This window comes from Paenibacillus sp. NPDC056579, assembly GCF_042793215.1.
Taxonomy (GTDB): Bacteria; Bacillota; Bacilli; order Paenibacillales; family NBRC-103111; genus Paenibacillus_S.
In genome coordinates, this window is record NZ_JBHTVD010000001.1 from 210,140 (window position 1) to 226,652 (window position 16,513).

At 48.2% G+C, this 16,513-nt stretch carries 14 protein-coding genes and 1 riboswitch; of the genes, 7 read left to right on the forward strand and 7 right to left on the reverse strand.

What is annotated here, in order from left to right; all coding sequences use genetic code 11:
- Positions 1-7: 7 nt before the first annotated feature.
- The 4 genes from uidA (at position 8) to ACFQ88_RS01125 (ending at position 5,585) form a co-directional block, all read left to right on the forward strand.
- Entirely contained in the window at positions 8-1,801 is a 1,794-nt protein-coding gene (gene uidA / locus ACFQ88_RS01110; RefSeq protein WP_379451353.1) for a beta-glucuronidase, read from the forward strand.
- Between the two features lie 44 nt (positions 1,802-1,845).
- Positions 1,846-3,258, forward strand: coding sequence for an MFS transporter (locus ACFQ88_RS01115; RefSeq protein ID WP_379451354.1), 1,413 nt, complete (start codon positions 1,846-1,848; stop codon positions 3,256-3,258).
- 634 nt (positions 3,259-3,892) lie between these two features.
- Entirely contained in the window at positions 3,893-4,372 is a 480-nt protein-coding gene (locus tag ACFQ88_RS01120) for a DUF6530 family protein (protein ID WP_379451355.1), read from the forward strand.
- A 1-nt stretch (position 4,373) separates the two neighbouring features.
- On the forward strand, positions 4,374-5,585 hold the full coding sequence (locus ACFQ88_RS01125; protein WP_379451356.1) for an MFS transporter: 1,212 nt from the start codon (positions 4,374-4,376) through the stop codon (positions 5,583-5,585).
- Positions 5,586-5,648: 63 nt separating this feature from the next.
- Here the strand turns inward: ACFQ88_RS01125 and ACFQ88_RS01130 are convergent, their stop codons facing one another.
- The 4 genes from ACFQ88_RS01130 to ACFQ88_RS01145 all read right to left on the reverse strand — a co-directional run bounded on the left by ACFQ88_RS01130 (position 5,649) and on the right by ACFQ88_RS01145 (position 7,282).
- Positions 5,649-6,515, reverse strand: a complete 867-nt coding sequence (locus ACFQ88_RS01130) for a DUF4405 domain-containing protein (RefSeq protein WP_379451357.1) — start codon at positions 6,513-6,515, stop codon at positions 5,649-5,651.
- Between the two features lie 190 nt (positions 6,516-6,705).
- A complete protein-coding gene (locus ACFQ88_RS01135) occupies positions 6,706-6,867 on the reverse strand; it encodes a hypothetical protein (protein ID WP_239634500.1) in 162 nt (53 codons plus the stop codon).
- 26 nt (positions 6,868-6,893) lie between these two features.
- Positions 6,894-7,052, reverse strand: a complete 159-nt coding sequence (locus tag ACFQ88_RS01140) for a hypothetical protein (RefSeq protein ID WP_379451358.1) — start codon at positions 7,050-7,052, stop codon at positions 6,894-6,896.
- Positions 7,053-7,117: 65 nt separating this feature from the next.
- Positions 7,118-7,282 (reverse strand): hypothetical protein, encoded by a 165-nt coding sequence (locus ACFQ88_RS01145; RefSeq protein ID WP_239634502.1) that lies wholly within the window; start codon positions 7,280-7,282, stop codon positions 7,118-7,120.
- A 203-nt stretch (positions 7,283-7,485) separates the two neighbouring features.
- On the opposite strand from ACFQ88_RS01145, the gene ACFQ88_RS01150 reads away from it, so the two are divergent.
- Positions 7,486-8,361, forward strand: a complete 876-nt coding sequence (locus ACFQ88_RS01150) for an AraC family transcriptional regulator (protein ID WP_379451359.1) — start codon at positions 7,486-7,488, stop codon at positions 8,359-8,361.
- A gap of 152 nt (positions 8,362-8,513) precedes the next feature.
- On the opposite strand, the gene ACFQ88_RS01155 is transcribed toward ACFQ88_RS01150, so the two are convergent.
- The 3 genes from ACFQ88_RS01155 to ACFQ88_RS01165 all read right to left on the reverse strand — a co-directional run bounded on the left by ACFQ88_RS01155 (position 8,514) and on the right by ACFQ88_RS01165 (position 13,340).
- On the reverse strand, positions 8,514-11,357 hold the full coding sequence (locus tag ACFQ88_RS01155) for a stalk domain-containing protein (RefSeq protein WP_379451360.1): 2,844 nt from the start codon (positions 11,355-11,357) through the stop codon (positions 8,514-8,516).
- Positions 11,358-11,433: 76 nt separating this feature from the next.
- Positions 11,434-12,777: an ABC transporter substrate-binding protein gene (locus tag ACFQ88_RS01160; RefSeq protein ID WP_379451361.1), complete on the reverse strand. Its 1,344-nt coding sequence runs from the start codon at positions 12,775-12,777 to the stop codon at positions 11,434-11,436.
- A gap of 353 nt (positions 12,778-13,130) precedes the next feature.
- Positions 13,131-13,340 carry an alpha/beta-type small acid-soluble spore protein gene (locus ACFQ88_RS01165; RefSeq protein WP_239634506.1) on the reverse strand — a complete coding sequence of 70 codons (210 nt, stop codon included), beginning with the start codon at positions 13,338-13,340 and terminating at the stop codon, positions 13,131-13,133.
- Positions 13,341-13,579: 239 nt separating this feature from the next.
- On the opposite strand from ACFQ88_RS01165, the gene ACFQ88_RS01170 reads away from it, so the two are divergent.
- Positions 13,580-13,885, forward strand: a complete 306-nt coding sequence (locus tag ACFQ88_RS01170; RefSeq protein WP_379451362.1) for a hypothetical protein — start codon at positions 13,580-13,582, stop codon at positions 13,883-13,885.
- A 258-nt stretch (positions 13,886-14,143) separates the two neighbouring features.
- Complete coding sequence (locus tag ACFQ88_RS01175; RefSeq protein ID WP_379453522.1) at positions 14,144-16,225, forward strand: thioredoxin domain-containing protein; 2,082 nt, start codon at positions 14,144-14,146, stop codon at positions 16,223-16,225.
- Between the two features lie 71 nt (positions 16,226-16,296).
- Positions 16,297-16,490: riboswitch (cobalamin riboswitch) on the forward strand.
- Positions 16,491-16,513 lie beyond the last annotated feature (23 nt).

Below are 16,513 nucleotides of genomic sequence, written 5' to 3' on the forward strand. Positions count from 1 at the left end.
TATATACATGCTATATCCAATCGTAACGGAAAGCCGCACTATTATCGATTTGAGCGGGATATGGAATTTTAAATTGGATACGGGAGTAGGATTTGAACAAAAGTGGTATGACGAGGGTCTAACCGAGGGCATGTCTATGTCCGTACCAGCGTCTTTTAATGATCTTGGGGTGACAGCAGATATTCGCAACCACGTAGGCTGGGTATGGTACGAAAGAACATTTACGGTTCCCCGAACGCTGTTCTTGGAACGGATCGTGCTGCGATTCGGGTCGGCGACGCATACCGCCAAGGTTTACGTGAACGGGCAGTTTGTAATGGAGCACAAAGGCGGGTTCACCCCATTCGAAGCCGAAATCAACTCGTTCTTGCAGTCAGGTGCTAATCGCTTGACGGTAGCAGTGAACAATATTGTGGACCATACTACTCTGCCGGTCGGGCATTATATGGAAAAGGAAATAGAAGGGGTCGGCAAAGTCGTTAGAAACAGTCCGAACTTCGACTTTTTTAACTATGCCGGCATTCACAGACCGGTGAAGATCTATACGACACCATCGGTTTACATTAAAGATGTAACCGTAGTTACCGAGCTTAACGGAACAACCGGCGTTGTCGGCTACGAAACGGAAATTGCCGGAGATGCTGAGGTAAAGGTAACCGTCCTCGATCCATCCGGCGCTGTCGAAGCAGAGCATAGCGGGCGGAACGGTGCTGTGAGACTTAACAATGTGAGGCTATGGGAGCCGCTTAACGCCTACTTGTATACTTTGAGAGTCGAGCTCGTTCAAGCCGGAGAAGTCATCGATGTGTATGAACAACCTTTCGGCGTAAGGACCGTTGAGGTGAAGGACGGGAAATTCCTGATTAATGATAAGCCGTTCTATTTCAAGGGCTTCGGCAAGCATGAAGATTCTCCGATTCATGGAAGAGGCTTTAACGAAGCGGCTAATGTGATGGATTTCAAGCTTATGAAGTGGATTGGGGCGAACTCGTTCCGTACCGCACATTATCCGTATTCGGAGGAATTGATGCGTCTGGCAGATCAGGAAGGCTTGGTTGTGATCGATGAAACGCCTGCCGTCGGGCTGCATCTGAACTTTATGGCCATGTTCTCGGGAGGCGCCAAGCGGAAAACATGGGAAGAGCTGGAGACACAAGAGCACCATAAGGATGTCATTCGTGAGCTGATCGCTAGAGACAAGAACCATCCGAGTGTGGTCATGTGGTCCATCGCCAACGAGCCTGCTTCGGAAGAGGAAGGAGCCGAGCACTATTTCAAGCCGCTCGTCCAACTAGCCAAGCAGATGGATCCGCAGCGCCGTCCTGTCACGATCGTTACTCATCTAATGTCCACCCCTGAGACGTGCAAAGTAGCGGAGCTGGTTGATGTGCTTGCGTTGAACCGCTATTACGGCTGGTATGTAGACGGAGGCGACTTTGACGCCGCGAAGGTGAAGCTTCGCAAAGAGTTCGACGGCTGGCGTAAGCGCTGCCCTGGCAAACCGATTATGATGACCGAATACGGTGCCGATACGATAGCCGGGTATCACGACATCGATCCCGTAATGTTTACGGAAGAATATCAGGCTGAATATTTGCAGGCCAATCACGAGGTATTCGATGAATTTGACAACTTTGTAGGCGAGCAGGTGTGGAATTTCGCCGATTTTAATACCAGCCAAGGCATAATTCGCGTGCAGGGGAACAAAAAGGGGATTTTCACAAGAGACCGCAAACCGAAGCTGGCCGCCCACGAGCTGCGCAAAAGATGGCTTTCCATACCAGAGTTCGGATACAAATGATCCTGCCGCGCGGTGTTAACTTCATGTCTTTGGAGGGGTAAGCTATGAGTCAAACTGTGTTCCGAGCTTCGAAGGAGACCCATGTAGAGAGAGCAACCGTTCATCCCTTCGGATGGAGAGACAAACTCGGTTATTTGTTCGGCGATTTCGGCAATGATTTCTTCTTTATTCTTGTCAGTTCTTTTCTGATGGTGTACTATACGGATATTTTTCATATCAGCGCGGCTACGGTAGGATTGATGTTTCTGATCGCCAGATTGTGGGACGCTGTTGCGGATGTGTTATGGGGACGGTTCATCGATACGAGATCATCAGGTACAAACGGCAAATTCAAGCCCTGGATATTCAGAATGTCGTTTCCTCTCGTATTGTCGGGCGTGCTGATGTTCGTAAAAATCCCGGGCATGTCCAACGGTTTTTATTTGGCTTACGCCTTTATAACGTACCTGGTTTGGGGTACTCTATATAGTACCGTCAATATCCCTTACGGGTCTATGGCTTCGGTCATTACTAGCGATCCGGTTGAACGGACTACGTTATCTACCTTTAGAACGATGGGGGCTATGCTGGCAGGCTTGATCATTAATGTGGTCGGCCCCCTGATGTTCTTCGTAGACAATAAAGCGGATGCCGGGCGATTTTTATGGGCGGCCATAATATTTGGGCTTTTGGCTATTTCTTGCTACATGGCCTGCTACAAGCTGTCGACCGAACGAATTACCTTGTCAGGGTCATCCGGGACGAAGATGAATGCTGGGAAAACAATCAAAGGCCTTCTCGCGAACAAGCCGCTCATCTGGATTCTTGTCGCCTCGCTGACGTTCATGGTCTGCTTTATGCTGATCGGTGCCGTTAACGTCTATTTGTTCAAGGATTACTTCGGCAATGCCAAAGCACTGAGCTTGGCAGGCTTTATCCAAACGATTACCGTGTTCATCGCCATTCCGATGGTAAAACCGCTTGTAGCCAAATTCGGCAAAAAAGAGACTGCCGCTGCAGGAATCCTGCTTGCCGTAGTAGTGTATGCGCTTCTTTATTTTCTGCCGCAGCTGAACGCTATTCAATTTATCGCCGTATCTTCTGTTGCTATGTTTGGATACGCTTTCTTCAATCTTGTCGTGTGGGCTTTCGTCACGGATGTCATCGACTATCACGAGTACGTAACGGGAATGAGAGAGGATGGCACCGTATACTCCATCTATTCCTTTGCGCGTAAAGTAGGTCAGGCACTCGCCGGCGGTCTTGGCGGGTTCGCGATTGCCTCAGTCGGCTACGACGCCACTTTGAAGGTCCAGTCTTCAGAGGCCCTCGCCGGTATCCATACGCTGGGGACTTTAGTGCCTGCGGTCGTGCTGTTAGTTATTTTCTTGATCTTGGTATTCTTGTATCCATTGAATAAGCAGCGGACCATCCAGCTTGCCAATGATTTAAAAGAGAAGAGAAAAGAGCTGAAGTGAGAGCAGAATAACGGCCGGTGTCCCATGGGGCGCCGGTTTTTTTGTGTATGCATGCTTCTGTGAATGAATTTATGCTTTATCATCACCCCAACTTTCTATATATTTATAGGTGGTAAGATTCTTTGAGGAAATGGAGCTGAATAGTTTGCTGATATGGGGCGTTATTATTATTGGAGTGATAGTATCTTGTATATACATTCCACTTTTCATGAAAAGTCTGAGACTTATTCGTCATTGGAATGAGATGGACGAGCAGGACAGAAGGAAGCAGCTGAGAACACTTATGCCCAAAACGTTAAACGATGACGCTCTTGGGTATTTGGATAAGCCTAAATTCAGAACGTATACCTATACTAAGTTTGGGATATTAGCGTTAGTTGTTGTCGGTGCTGTGGTTTTTGCAGCTCTTCGGTAGGCAGGAAAACATTCATCATTTTACCATAAAAAAAGAAAGATCAGCCCGTGTCCATAGGATACGGGTTATTTTTTTGGCCTAAAAATCATTTGTAAAATTGCTACAATCCGTATTTGTGTATTGACTTAAAAAATGTGATGGGATATGATGTGGTTGCGAGTCAGTAATTTAGTAAATTAGTAAATTAGTAAAAGTTAATATCGGAAGGAGATCAAAGAAATGAAAATACCAACTTCGCTAATGCATAAACCCGTTATTGTTTCCGAGAATTACGAAAGAGTTGATGGGCGAAGTGCGAACCATTCGGATGCTAAGGGATTGTCTCTTGGGTTAACCCAGTGGAACGATAGAGAGAAAGTCGATGTATCCGCTCAAGTTTGGAGGTATACAGAAGAGAAGGGGGCCGGACAATCGGAGGAGTTACCGCTTCACCGGGTGCTTGATCTTACGCTTCTTGTATGCAGGAGCATGCTTCATTTTCGCGAGTCGTATAGGTACCAAGACTTGTATGACCCGGAGAATCCGGTTGTTGACCGGATAGGCTTGCAAGGAGACGCTATGACGGTAGCCGTCTGCACCGAGAACGACAATATTAAGGAAGATATCAAACGGTTCAACCAAGCGTTGAGCGACAATGATGAGCTGATGGGAGAACGTCTGCGGGCGCTTTCCCGAATTCTTAAAGATATGGGGTATTAACATGTTTACGAATCGATATGTTCGAACGATTATTTTGTCCCGGGTGTTTTTGCAGCTTGGGATATGGATACGTAACTTTGCCGTCCTGTTATATGTAACGGAAATAACCAACAATGATCCGCATTATGTATCGCTAATTTCCGTTGTTGAATTTGGGCCTATATTTCTGTTCGCTATTATCGGCGGAACGTTTGCGGATCGATGGAAGCCCAAGCGAACGATGGTTTGGAGTGATCTGTTATCCGCCGTTTCCGTTGTGGCGGTAATCATTGCCCTTGTCATGGGGCATTGGGTCGGGCTTTTGTTAGGAACGCTGGTCTCGGCGAGCTTATCCCAATTTTCTCAGCCCTCTGCGATGAAGCTGTATAAGAAGCATGTGCCGAACGAGCAATTGCAGAGCGTAATGGCCTTTTCCCAATCCTTGGTAGCTATATTCACCATTATAGGTCCCGTTGTCGGTACGTTTATCTTCGTGCAGTTTGGTATTACCGTTTCCCTTGTTCTGACGTTAGTATTTTTCATGCTGTCGGCCGTTATACTATCGTTACTGCCTCGTGACGCGGAGGAAGGGAAGCTTCAAAACAGCGGGAGTTTTTTGTCGGAGATGAAGGCTGGAATTCAATATATGTGGGCGAACCGCTCGTTAAGAACGTTGAGCGCTACCTTTGCCGCTACCGGCCTGGCTTCGGGAATGATTCAACCGCTGCTGATATTCATTACCATGGAGCAGTTAGGACAAGACAAACAGTTTATACAGTGGCTGCTTATGGCTAATGGCGCGGCGATGCTAATAGGCGGGATTGCGTTGATGGGAATGACCAAAAAGGTTCGCCCGCAGGTTTTGCTTGCAACAGGCTTACTAGTTAGCGCCATATGTACCGTTATCGTGGGCGCCTCCACATCGGTTGTGCTGAGCGTTACGCTTCAAGTGGTCAGCGGATTATTTTATCCATGCGTTCAAGGCGGAATTCAGGCACTTATTGTGAGAAATACAAAAGCTGAATTTATGGGACGCGTCGGTGGAGCGATCACTCCTGTTTTCATGGGGATGATGGTTATAGGGATGTCCGTATCGGGATATCTAAAAGATCTATTCTCTTTATTCGCTGTATACGCCGCGAGCGGAGCCTTGTTGATCATAGGCGTCTTGCTATTGACTCCACTTTTGCGCGAAAGCAGCCCAAAACGGCAGGAAGTATCCGGAATGCAATAGCGAGCACGCCACATATAATTTAAAAAGAAACTCTAACCCTTTTCAGGATTGGAGTTTCTTTTCTCATGCGACGGAAATTCTCTTTTTTCTTCCCGCCCATTTATCCATATAATAAGTAAGTCCTGCAAATACCGCCATAATTCCAAAATAAGTTGCAATAACACTGACGAAATTCGGACTTATTCGGCCTCCGCCCGGAGCTCCTCCGCCGCTAGCGCCCTCTGCAGGCTTCATCGTACGGCGTTCTGGATTGTCGCCTTGCTTCATCCCTTCAGGCCTACCACTTTCGGCACGCAGGCTGCTGCCGGATTCCGTACGATGCATACCGCCTTGTCCCGTTGGTGCGGATGAGCCGGTGAACACAACTTCCATCATCTCAAGCTTGGAAATAAAATGGGTCGAGTATGTTTGGTACGCTCCGAATAGCAAAACGATCACTGCCGCACACGTCATAAGAATGCGGGTACGTGCCATAGAAAGCTTCAAGTTCAGTAGACGTTGTGTTACCTTCATAACCCAATGCCAGTGGAGCCCGATATGAATACCAATTAAAGTAAGGGTGAGGTATGAGACGCCCATATGGGAGAGCTTGAACCAATTTTCGTTCCCGTATCGGAATTCCGGTAGAAGAACTCTGGAAATCAAGAGCCCGCTTACGATCACAAAGGTCATGGAAATAAGCAGCAGCACATTCAGCCCGTAGCTCAAACGTGTTTTACCAGGCAGGCTTTTGTCCAAAAGTCTAAACGTAATTTTCTTAACAAACGGTACATTTAATAAAATGTGAGTAAGAATGGCAAAACCGATGGCTGTTCCGGCTATTTCGTGAAAAGCAAGGCCGCCCATAACCATTTTATTAAATAACAGAGCAAAGGTAATTCCCATAGCAGCATCAAGGGTAAGCTTCACATACGATTTCTTTTTTGTCATAATTCCGGTCTCCCATCTGATCACTGTTTCTGTTCCGTATTGTCACACGGAAAGCTGAAACACACATGAGAACGGACTGAACATTTGCTGAATGTTTGAGCTTCGATACAAGGTTTGCTTTTGACGGCTGCAAGCTTTGAAGATACTAAAAATGCCAAGCAAAAAACCACCTAAAAGGTGGTTCTTTGGTTTACTCGTCGAGTCCGGCTCGGCAAGTTTCGGGTGCTGTATATTCGGCATCGTTCAAGTGCTCATTGTATTGCTTCATAATTTCGGATGAAAGCTCAAGATCTTCGGCTTCCATATTGCTTGCCGAGCTTTCCGAATCATTTTTATTTCTTAGATCGGACATGGGTAACACTCCTTTGGATTGAACGTCTATCGTTCAAAGTTAGAAGCCGGATTACCGTATGCATCGATGTTCTCATCGCCAATGATATCGACAAAATCTTTTGCCCCTTCAGGAACACCTAGCAAATCGGATGTTTCTACAGCCCGATCCAGATTGTCCGTGTCTTTATTCTGATTGTTCTCCATTGTGTACCTCCGATGTTATCGTCTAAATTGAATGGTTTGAATGAAAAAACTCTCTAGTCAGAGAGTTAATCAAGCTTATCTTCGCCTGTTATAAGGCTTTCTATCTCATTGTTAGTATCGACAGGGAGCCTCGTTTTGAAATATCCTACTAAAGCATCAACCGCTTTCTCTGCTTGAGGTTCCGTTATTCCTGCTTCTTCTGCAACCTGCTTAGTGATAATATGTTTCATCAGTTATCCTCCATTTCATTACTGAACCGTATTATTTGCAGTAAAAGGAGTATTATTCATGATAAGTAACCTCTCTTTTTAATAATCGAAATGATCGCCATTATACGGTCATACCGCGGAAACGGCATGGTCAGCCAACCGAATCATGGTATAATAAAATAGGTGTGGATGTAATCGCGTACGCTTGGAGAGGAGGTCGGCCGATGCTTGCTGCGGCAAACAAGAAGGTTGAGTCTTTTGAAAGTAAGCGCTTCCCTTTTAAAATGAGCATTCAGCAGGGCCGTCATTTGCTAGTTTCTTCCCATTGGCATGATCACTTGGAGTTTGTGAAAATTTTACAAGGGCCGGTCCGTTTCCAAATCGATCATCACAGCTTTGACGCGCAAACCGGCGACATTTATTTCATTAACAGCCGCCAAATTCACTCGGTCACATCGTTTCCGGGAACGGAAGGCGCCATTAAAGGGATGGTGTTTGACAAGACGCTGCTGTATTCGCAGGAAAATTTGGAAATGAGGCATCTGCTCTCCCTGTTCTTCAGATCGGACAAAGTGGCGAATCAATATGTGCGAACCCACCCGCTTTGGAACGAACTGAGTCAGGAGATAGACAAAGCTTACGAGGAATACTCTCGGGCAAAGGCAGGGCATGAATACAGCATCCTTTCCAGCGTATACCGGATCATCGTACCGCTGCTGCGTTTGTATGAGCAGGACTTGAACAGCAGTCCTCCGCGACTGTACGCGAATCACTACATGCGGCTGAAGCCGGCCATCGATTATATGGAAGAGCATCTGCCAGACAGAGTGTACATGGAAACCGTTTGCGAAAAAGTGAACATGAACTTGTATTATTTCTCCAGCCAGTTCAAAAAAGTGTTCGGCATGCCGCCGGTTCAATATTTGATACAGCTGCGCATCGATCACGCCAAACGGCTGCTGCTGGATGAGGAAAAGTCGATTACGGAAATCGCAGAGCTGTGCGGATTTTGCAACATCAATTATTTTGACAAAGTGTTTAAGGAGAAGAGTGGGGTTACGCCGATGGATTTCCGCAAGCGTTACCTCCATCAAGACTAGTATTGCTTATGCAGCATGCTGCTTAAGGTTAGGGTCGCTCTAGCAGTAAAGATTAGAGCGTGGAGATAAAAGAGAAGGAGGCTGCCCCAACGGCAGTCTCCTTCTTGTGTCCATCCGGAACCGTATCGGTCCGGAATGTTGCAGGCATAAGCTTATTCGACGAATGTCGTCACGCTTAGCGGCGCAAGCGTAAGGGTGAAGCTTTCGCCATCCGTGGCGAAATTTCCGACCGATGCAATATTTTCCGTTCCGCTCGTCCGGTATACGGCGACCGATGCTGCGGTTAATCCGTTAATGGTCACGGTTACGGGCTCAGAAGAGCTGTTAGCCGCCACAAGCGCCGCTTTGTTCGAATCCGTGTTTTTGGCAGCACTCACGGTAATGGAGCTGTTGCCGCTAACTGCTTGCACCTTACGATCGCCGGGCCGAATAAAGCGGCTGAACTGTCCCATCGTGTACAGCCTCTTGTTGATCGTATACGTGCCGTCCGCATTCAAGTTGACGAGTCCTTCTCGCAGAACAGAGGTCGAGTTGGCGGGTCTTGTCACAAACAGCCAATACAAGTAGGAGCTGTAGCCTTGTTCCAGCGCGGCATTGATTTGATCGGCAACCGCCAAGCCTCCCGTAATCGAGGTGTCGTTAGGCTCCGGCATGCTGTATTCCATCATAAAGAGCGGCTTGTTATTGCTGCGCAAATCGTAATTGTAAGTGTCGTAAGTTTCCCACCTATAGAAGTGAGTTCCGATATAGTCGAGCTTCTCTACAGATGCAGGGTCCATCTGACCGAGCAGCTTAGACGATGAACCGAGGTGTCCGCCCTCAGGCGCTCCGAGCTGGACAACGATACCGTCTTGCTTGAACGCGTCGTATACGGCGGATACAACACTGCTTAGCTCCGAACCGGTATAAACTGCCGATGCATAATCCATGGCCGCTTCAGGTTCGTTCTGGATGCTAAGCCAGTCGACGTCATATCCGTAGTCTTCCTTGTACTTCTTAGCCCAAGTCAGCAAGTATTCGGCAAAATCGTCATAGTACTCCGGCTTCAGATGGCCGCCGTACATCGCAGACTCGTTATCCTTCATCCAGGCGGGCGGGCTCCAAACCGACCCTGCGAACCGCATAGCAGGGTTGCGGCTGATCGCTTGATCGGCAAACCATCTTTGATGAGCGTCCGTATTAAAGTCCCATACGCCAGGCGCAGGGTGAATCGAAGCCTGCAGGGCATTTCTTACATTTGGATCGCTTTTCGTAAAAGGATTGACTTCCAACCGGATGATATTGAGTCCAGCTCCGTCGTTTTGCATACCGAAGAAGGTATCGAGAAGCGTTTGCTGCGCTGCTGCGTTCATGCCCATAAGTTCGTTGACCGGGTCGTTGGCCGAGGCGCCGAAGCCCCATATTTCCTGCTGCACCGCATTTTTGTTCACCTGAATGACGTTCACTTTCTTGGAGACGATCGATACGATCTTGTCATCCGCATTCCACGAGACGGTCGCTTCCAAGGCATCGGCAATATATTGCGCAGGCACCATCAATACGCCGTCCTTCATATACGCGGGAGCGGCAAGCGCCACACTCGCGCCGTTCACAACCGCAGACGATTGGCCGGTTGTAATCTGGCTCGTTCTGCCGTCCTTCTCTGCCACAGCAGTCTGTGTCTGCTCATTCCACGTCACATTGGCCCGCAGCACGGAGAAGGTTTTGGAAAGCGGCACGAACGGAACGCCGTCTACCGTCTCCGGCTTTCCGTTCAGGTAGACGACTTGCTTGCCGTCTACAACGGCCTGCATCGTTTTCGGTGGAATTCGGGAAGGGGGGATTTCCGTCGTCGTACCGGTCTTCACCACTTCCACATCGTCGATATACAGCTTGCCGACAACGTCCGCATAGCCCGGCATCGACATCTGCTCGATAGCGATGCCGTAGACCGGGTCGTAGCCGATCGTATACGGCAGTGTAATTTGCACCCAGTTCTGGTCTGTAACGAGCGCCCTGTAGTTGGCTTTATCGCTATAATACGCCGTGCTCGTTATAGTGCCGTCGATATCGATGACAGACAAGAAAAAGTAGCCGGCTTTGACGGGACTGGTAGAGTCTACCCTCGCATAGAGGGACACGTTGTACTGAGTGCCGGGGGTCGTATCGAGCCCTGTAAACGCATCATTCATTTTGACCCGGTTATACAGTTCCGTGCGCCCGACAATGTGAACGCTTTTGCCGCCATATACGCCGTGCACGACCGTGTTGTCCAAAGATAAATTCCAGAGCGCTTGCGCGCCTCCGACACCGATATTGGCGTTTTGTATGCTGGTCGCACTATCGTATGTAATACGCTTCGAAGTCGGAGGGGGGACTTCCGTGACCTCCACATCGTCGATGTTGAACACCGGCACGACTTGGGTTAAGCTGCCGGAGGCAATCTGCTCGACGGCAATGCCGTATACCGGGCGATCGGAAGCTGCGTACGGCAGCGTCAGCTTCGTCCAGCCGTCCTGGCCGACCAGAAATTTGTAGTTGGCTGTATCGAAATAATAATTCGGGTCCGTCGGCTGCTTGGCCCCTGGATAGGTTACGACGGACAGAAAGAAGTAGCCGCTCTGCACGCTGCTGCTTGTGTCGACTTTGGCCCACATAGAAATGTTGTACTGTTTGCCTGCTTGCATATGGAGACCGTCAAATGCATGCGGTATTTTCAGCCGGCTGTACATTTGCTTGCGTCCGCTAATTTTTACGCTTTTCCCGGCATCGCCATGGTATACAGCGGAATCCAAGCTGAGGTTGGACAGGCTCAATGTGCCGCCGACATCCAGATTCGCCTCGGAGATGTTCGAGTACACATCGAACGTTACGCTGACGGACGGCAGCGGGGCAACCGGTTCTCCGGATTCTTCCGCCTGCGCAGCGGGGAGGAACCCGAACATTTGCAGCACTAAACAGAGTAAAAGACATAAGCGCAAATAATGTGCGGATTGGCTCAGCCTTGCTCGTGTCATGACAATAGCTCCCTTCGAATTGGCAAATATGGTTTACCCGCGAACTTGACCGGCAACGGCACCTTGCAGCAGCTCGTTATTTCTTCGCGTTTGCATCCAATCGCTTGTTTACGTTGGCTTCCGCTTCCCGCAGAGCGGTGTTGAGGTCTTTGCCGTTCATATATTCCTCGAAGCTTTTGAACACAAGATCTCTTACAGACGTATTGAACTGCGAATATTCAGGCGCGGGGGGAGAGGAGCTTTTGAAAATGGACTGCAAATTTTTTCCTTGGAGAAAAGGCATATCCGCTCCGAGAGCCTTCTTCATCTCGGGATTTTTCAGAGAGGATAACCGCGCGGTCGCCCTTGCGCTCTTCATTTGCACCTCATCCGATGACATGATGCTTAACAGTTGAGCCGCTTGGTCTTTATATTTACTCGTTTTGGCAATGACAAAATTTTGCGAGTCAACATGGTTGTACAAATTCGGCTTCTCCTTGTAGCTCGGATATTGGACCAAATCCCAGTTCAGCCCAAGCTTGGTAGCTTCCTCGAGACCGATATTAAGCAGATTGTTATACGGAAGCATGGCGATGGTCTGGTCTTTCATAAACCAGTTGCGGGCTTGGAAGGAGTTCAGCTTCTCCGGCCGGTTGTGAGGGATGTTCCAAATTTCTTTGCCTAAAGTAAAGACTGTACGCCATCCGTCCGTATTGACCGAAGCGCGGTTCGTCTTGGCATCGACAAAGGTGAGCCCGAGAGGCATCGCCATACGGGCGATCGTATCGGGATCTAGCCCTCTATATTCCACTCCGTTGTCCAGGCGCGACACTTTTTTGGCGAGCTCGATCGTATCCTCCCATGTCATGCCGTTCTTCGGGTAAGGGACTCCGAACTTGTCGAAAATGTTCTTGTTGTAATAAAGCGCGCTGAAATGGGCGAAGAAAGGCAAGCCGTACAATTCGCCTTTATCCGATTTGGCGCTGGCGAGCAATTCCGGATCGAAGCGATCCAGATCCACTTGGTGCTTCTTCATCAGCGGAGTAATATCTTCGAGCAAATCCAGCGTCTTGTACGTGCCGAAGTCGAGATTGTTCGTATAGATGATGTCCGGCGGCTGTCCGGCCACAACCAGCTCGGCAATCGTTGTTCCTTTGCCCGGCATAATTGCTTCAACAGAAATTTGCGGAAATTTCTTCTGCAGCGGTTCCGCGATCAGCGTGTTCAAGTCTTGTGCTGTTAGCGAGCTGTTCGACAGGTATACTTTTAAGGTTATGGGGCTCGCATCGATAACCGGTGCATTAACGGGTGCATTGTTGCCGGAAGAGGTGCCGCCTGTGCCAGAGCCAGAGCCGGCGTCCGTTTGGACTCCTCCGCAGCCGGTCAGTGCTGTGAATACGGCGAGTATGGATAATCCCGCTGCTGCTTTGCTTACACTCATTCGATTGTCCTCCTTGTGAACCTAAAAATAGACATACTTTTAGTGAAGCGCTTTCATTTAACGAACTTTTTAATGGCCTCCCTTTAGTTTAAAAGAACGTTGCAGACAGCCGACTCTGCTCCGGAAATTAACAGCCTGCACTGCAATTACATTATAATGGATGGATATTTTGAGATTCTACCTAACATTATGGAACAAATTTATGTTTTTTTGTGATTTAGGGTACGAATCCGATAAACGAAAAAAAGCCGATCTTATGTATCGGCTTCGAGATTCCATGAAAAACAGCCCCTTTGCCACTTAAGGAGGACTAGAAAGTGGTAAGGGGCTGTATGGCTGAATTCATTAAAGCATTATCGTTTGTAACCCGAAAGCTGCTGTTCAGCAATTTGGACTAGGCGACGAGTAATGTTTCCACCAATTGCACCTGCATCGCGTGTTGCGAGGTTGCCGTTGTAACCAGTTGGAGATAGCTGAATACCTAATTCTTGGGCTACTTCATACTTCAGTTGATTCAATGCTGACTGAGCTTGTTGTACTACTAAAGAATTGTTGTTTGCCATTGGTAATCACTCCTTTTTTATTGGTGTAACTGTATTATGTGAAGGAAGTAATTAGATATACGCAACAACGATTTGGTAAATAAATCCGGTTACTAAATTACATAGACTTGGAGTTTGACCGCCTCTTAGCTTTCGCTAAGAGGCACTTTTTTGTAACAGGATGGTTTACTTTTATTGGAATAAGCAGCAGTAAAGCACACAAAATAATACCAAAATTATGGAAAGGGGGAGTAAGTGACATGGAGCTAAGCATTCCAGCGGATGTGAACGAAAATGTTAAGGTCAACTACGATACGTTACGACATATTTTTCATAATTGTGCTGATATCGTATTTAGATCGTTAAAACTTACGGATCAAATTGAGATTCTATTCGTTTATATAGAAGAGCTGACAGACTCGAATAAATTGGAACAGATTATTTCGACTTGTATGATTAGCCGTGATTTTGATCGACTGACACAATCCTTGATTGGCGTCATTACGGCAGTCTGGGTTATTGCGACGTTCGGAACCAATATCGGATCCACCTTAATCTTTCCGTAATTTAGTATGGTCCGATTTATAAATTATTTAGGATTTATTCAAAACATGGATGTCTGGATTATGTTCATTTGGATATTTAGCGTATTCGTAAAGCTAGCCATTTACTTGTTCATCAACCATAGACAGGCTATAGAAGAAGCAGCGGTAATCAAACCTATACAGGATGCTAAACCTGTGCCTTTATTGCATGGGTTTTTCCTTTTAGCTGATTATGTTAAACTCGATACATAAAATCCAGCTGCCAAAGAGGTGATTCCTATAACCACACACAACACCACCAACAGATTAGCCAACGAAAAGTCTCCCTACCTGCTCCAGCACGCCTACAACCCGGTCGATTGGTTCCCTTGGTCCGAAGAGGCATTTGACATAGCCAAACGCGATAACAAGCCTATCTTCCTATCTATCGGCTACTCCACCTGCCATTGGTGTCACGTCATGGAAAGAGAGTCCTTCGAGGACGAAGAAGTAGCCGGGCTGCTGAATCGGGACTACATATCGATCAAGGTCGACCGGGAGGAACGGCCGGATGTCGACCACATTTACATGACTGTATGTCAAGCTCTGACCGGACAAGGGGGATGGCCGCTTACGATCGTCATGACTCCGGACAAAAAACCGTTTTTTGCCGGGACGTATTTTCCGAAGCACAAACGATATGGCCGTCATGGCTTAATGGATTTGTTGACACAGCTTGGCAGCTTGTGGAGAAACAATCCGGACAAGGTGCTCGAGACTGGCGAGCAGATCGTACAGGAAGTGGAAAAAAGCATGCTGGCCAATCTCAATGGGTCTATCTCCGCCGAGACGCTGGATCAAGCATTTGAGATTTATGAGCAAAGGTTCGATCCGGAATACGGCGGATTCGGGAACAAGCCCAAATTTCCGACCTCGCACAATCTCTCCTTCCTGATGCGGTATTATCAAAGGTCGGGAAACGAGAAGGCACTGCAGATGGTGGAGAAAACATTGGATTCCATGCATCGCGGCGGCATGTATGATCATGTCGGATACGGCTTCTCCCGATACTCGGTGGATGAGAAGTGGCTTGTGCCGCATTTCGAGAAAATGCTGTACGATAATGCGCTGCTCGCGTGGACTTACATCGAAGCTTACCAATTGACCGGCAAAAAGAAATATGCCGAAGTGGCGGAGCAGATTTTCGCTTATGTGCTGCAGGATATGACCGATTCGGATGGGGGCTTTTATTCGGCGGAGGATGCCGATTCCGAAGGCGAGGAAGGCAAGTTTTATGTCTGGTCCCCGAAGGAAATCGTTGAAGCTTTGGGGGATGAGGACGGGGAATGGTACTGCGATTTATTCGATATTACCGATACTGGCAATTTTGAAGGACGCGGCATCCCTAACTTGATCCATCAGGATTTGGAGACGGCGGCGAGCCGCAAAGGATTAGCGCTCCACGAGCTAAAGGAGCGTGTCGAGCGCTGCAGGCAGCAGCTGTTCGCTGCACGAGAGAAACGGATTCATCCAGGCAAGGATGATAAAATATTGACCTCATGGAACGGTCTGATGATTATGGCATTGGCGAAAGCATCCAAGGCTCTGGGCAACGAATCGTATTTGCAGGCTGCCGCCAAAGCGGCCCAATTTATTACGATCAACTTGCGAAGAGAAGACGGACGCTTGCTAGCCCGTTATCGCGATGGAGAAGCGGCGTATCCAGGTTATGTGGATGACTATGCTTTTCTGGTATGGGGGCTGATCGAGCTGTACGAAGCGGCCTTCGACATCCGTTATTTGAAGCTGGCTGTTGAACTGAACGCCCAGATGATCGACCTGTTTTGGGATGAGGAGCGGGGAGGGCTGTATTTCTACGGGAATGACGGCGAGCAGCTTATCTCCAGAAATAAGGAAATTTATGACGGTGCATTGCCTTCAGGCAACTCGGTTGCCGCTATGAACTTATTGAAGCTGTCCAAGCTGACATACGATGCCAAGCTGTCGCGGATTGCCGATACGCAGCTGGAGGCGTTCGCAGGCTCTATTGAGCGCTATCCGGCAGGCCACTCGATGTTTCTGATCGCCTTGGATTTTGCCTACGGCCCGACAAGCGAAATCGTTATAGCTGGCCGCAAAGGGTCGGATGAGATTGCCGAAATGCTCGAGGAAGTGAGAAGCGGTTTTCGCCCCAACGCTATTACCGTATTCGTGCCCGATGGTGCCGAAGGCGAAGAAGTCGGGCGGCTGATTCCGCTGGTTCAGGATAAAAGAGCCATAGGCGGACGGGCAACGGCATATGTGTGTAGAGATTTCGCCTGCCAATCGCCTACGACGGATTTAGAGGAGCTTATAGAGCTGCTCCAGCCGGAACAGGATTGATCGGAATTTTTTCGGATAAAGAAGGAATTTGAGTCTCAGCGACGAATATGGATTATTCGGCTTCAATACAACTACATACGAAAACGTCAGGTGCCTTTGTGAAGACAAAGGGTAACAGGGAATCGGGTGCAAATCCCGAGCGGTCCCGCCACTGTATACGGGGAGTTTCTTTCAATACGTCACTCGAGCTGCCACGCAATTTGGGGAAGGCGAAAGAATACATCGATCCGTGAGCCAGGAGACCTACCTGATGTGATGCACCATATTGCCTTCGAGGAAAGGAGAGGT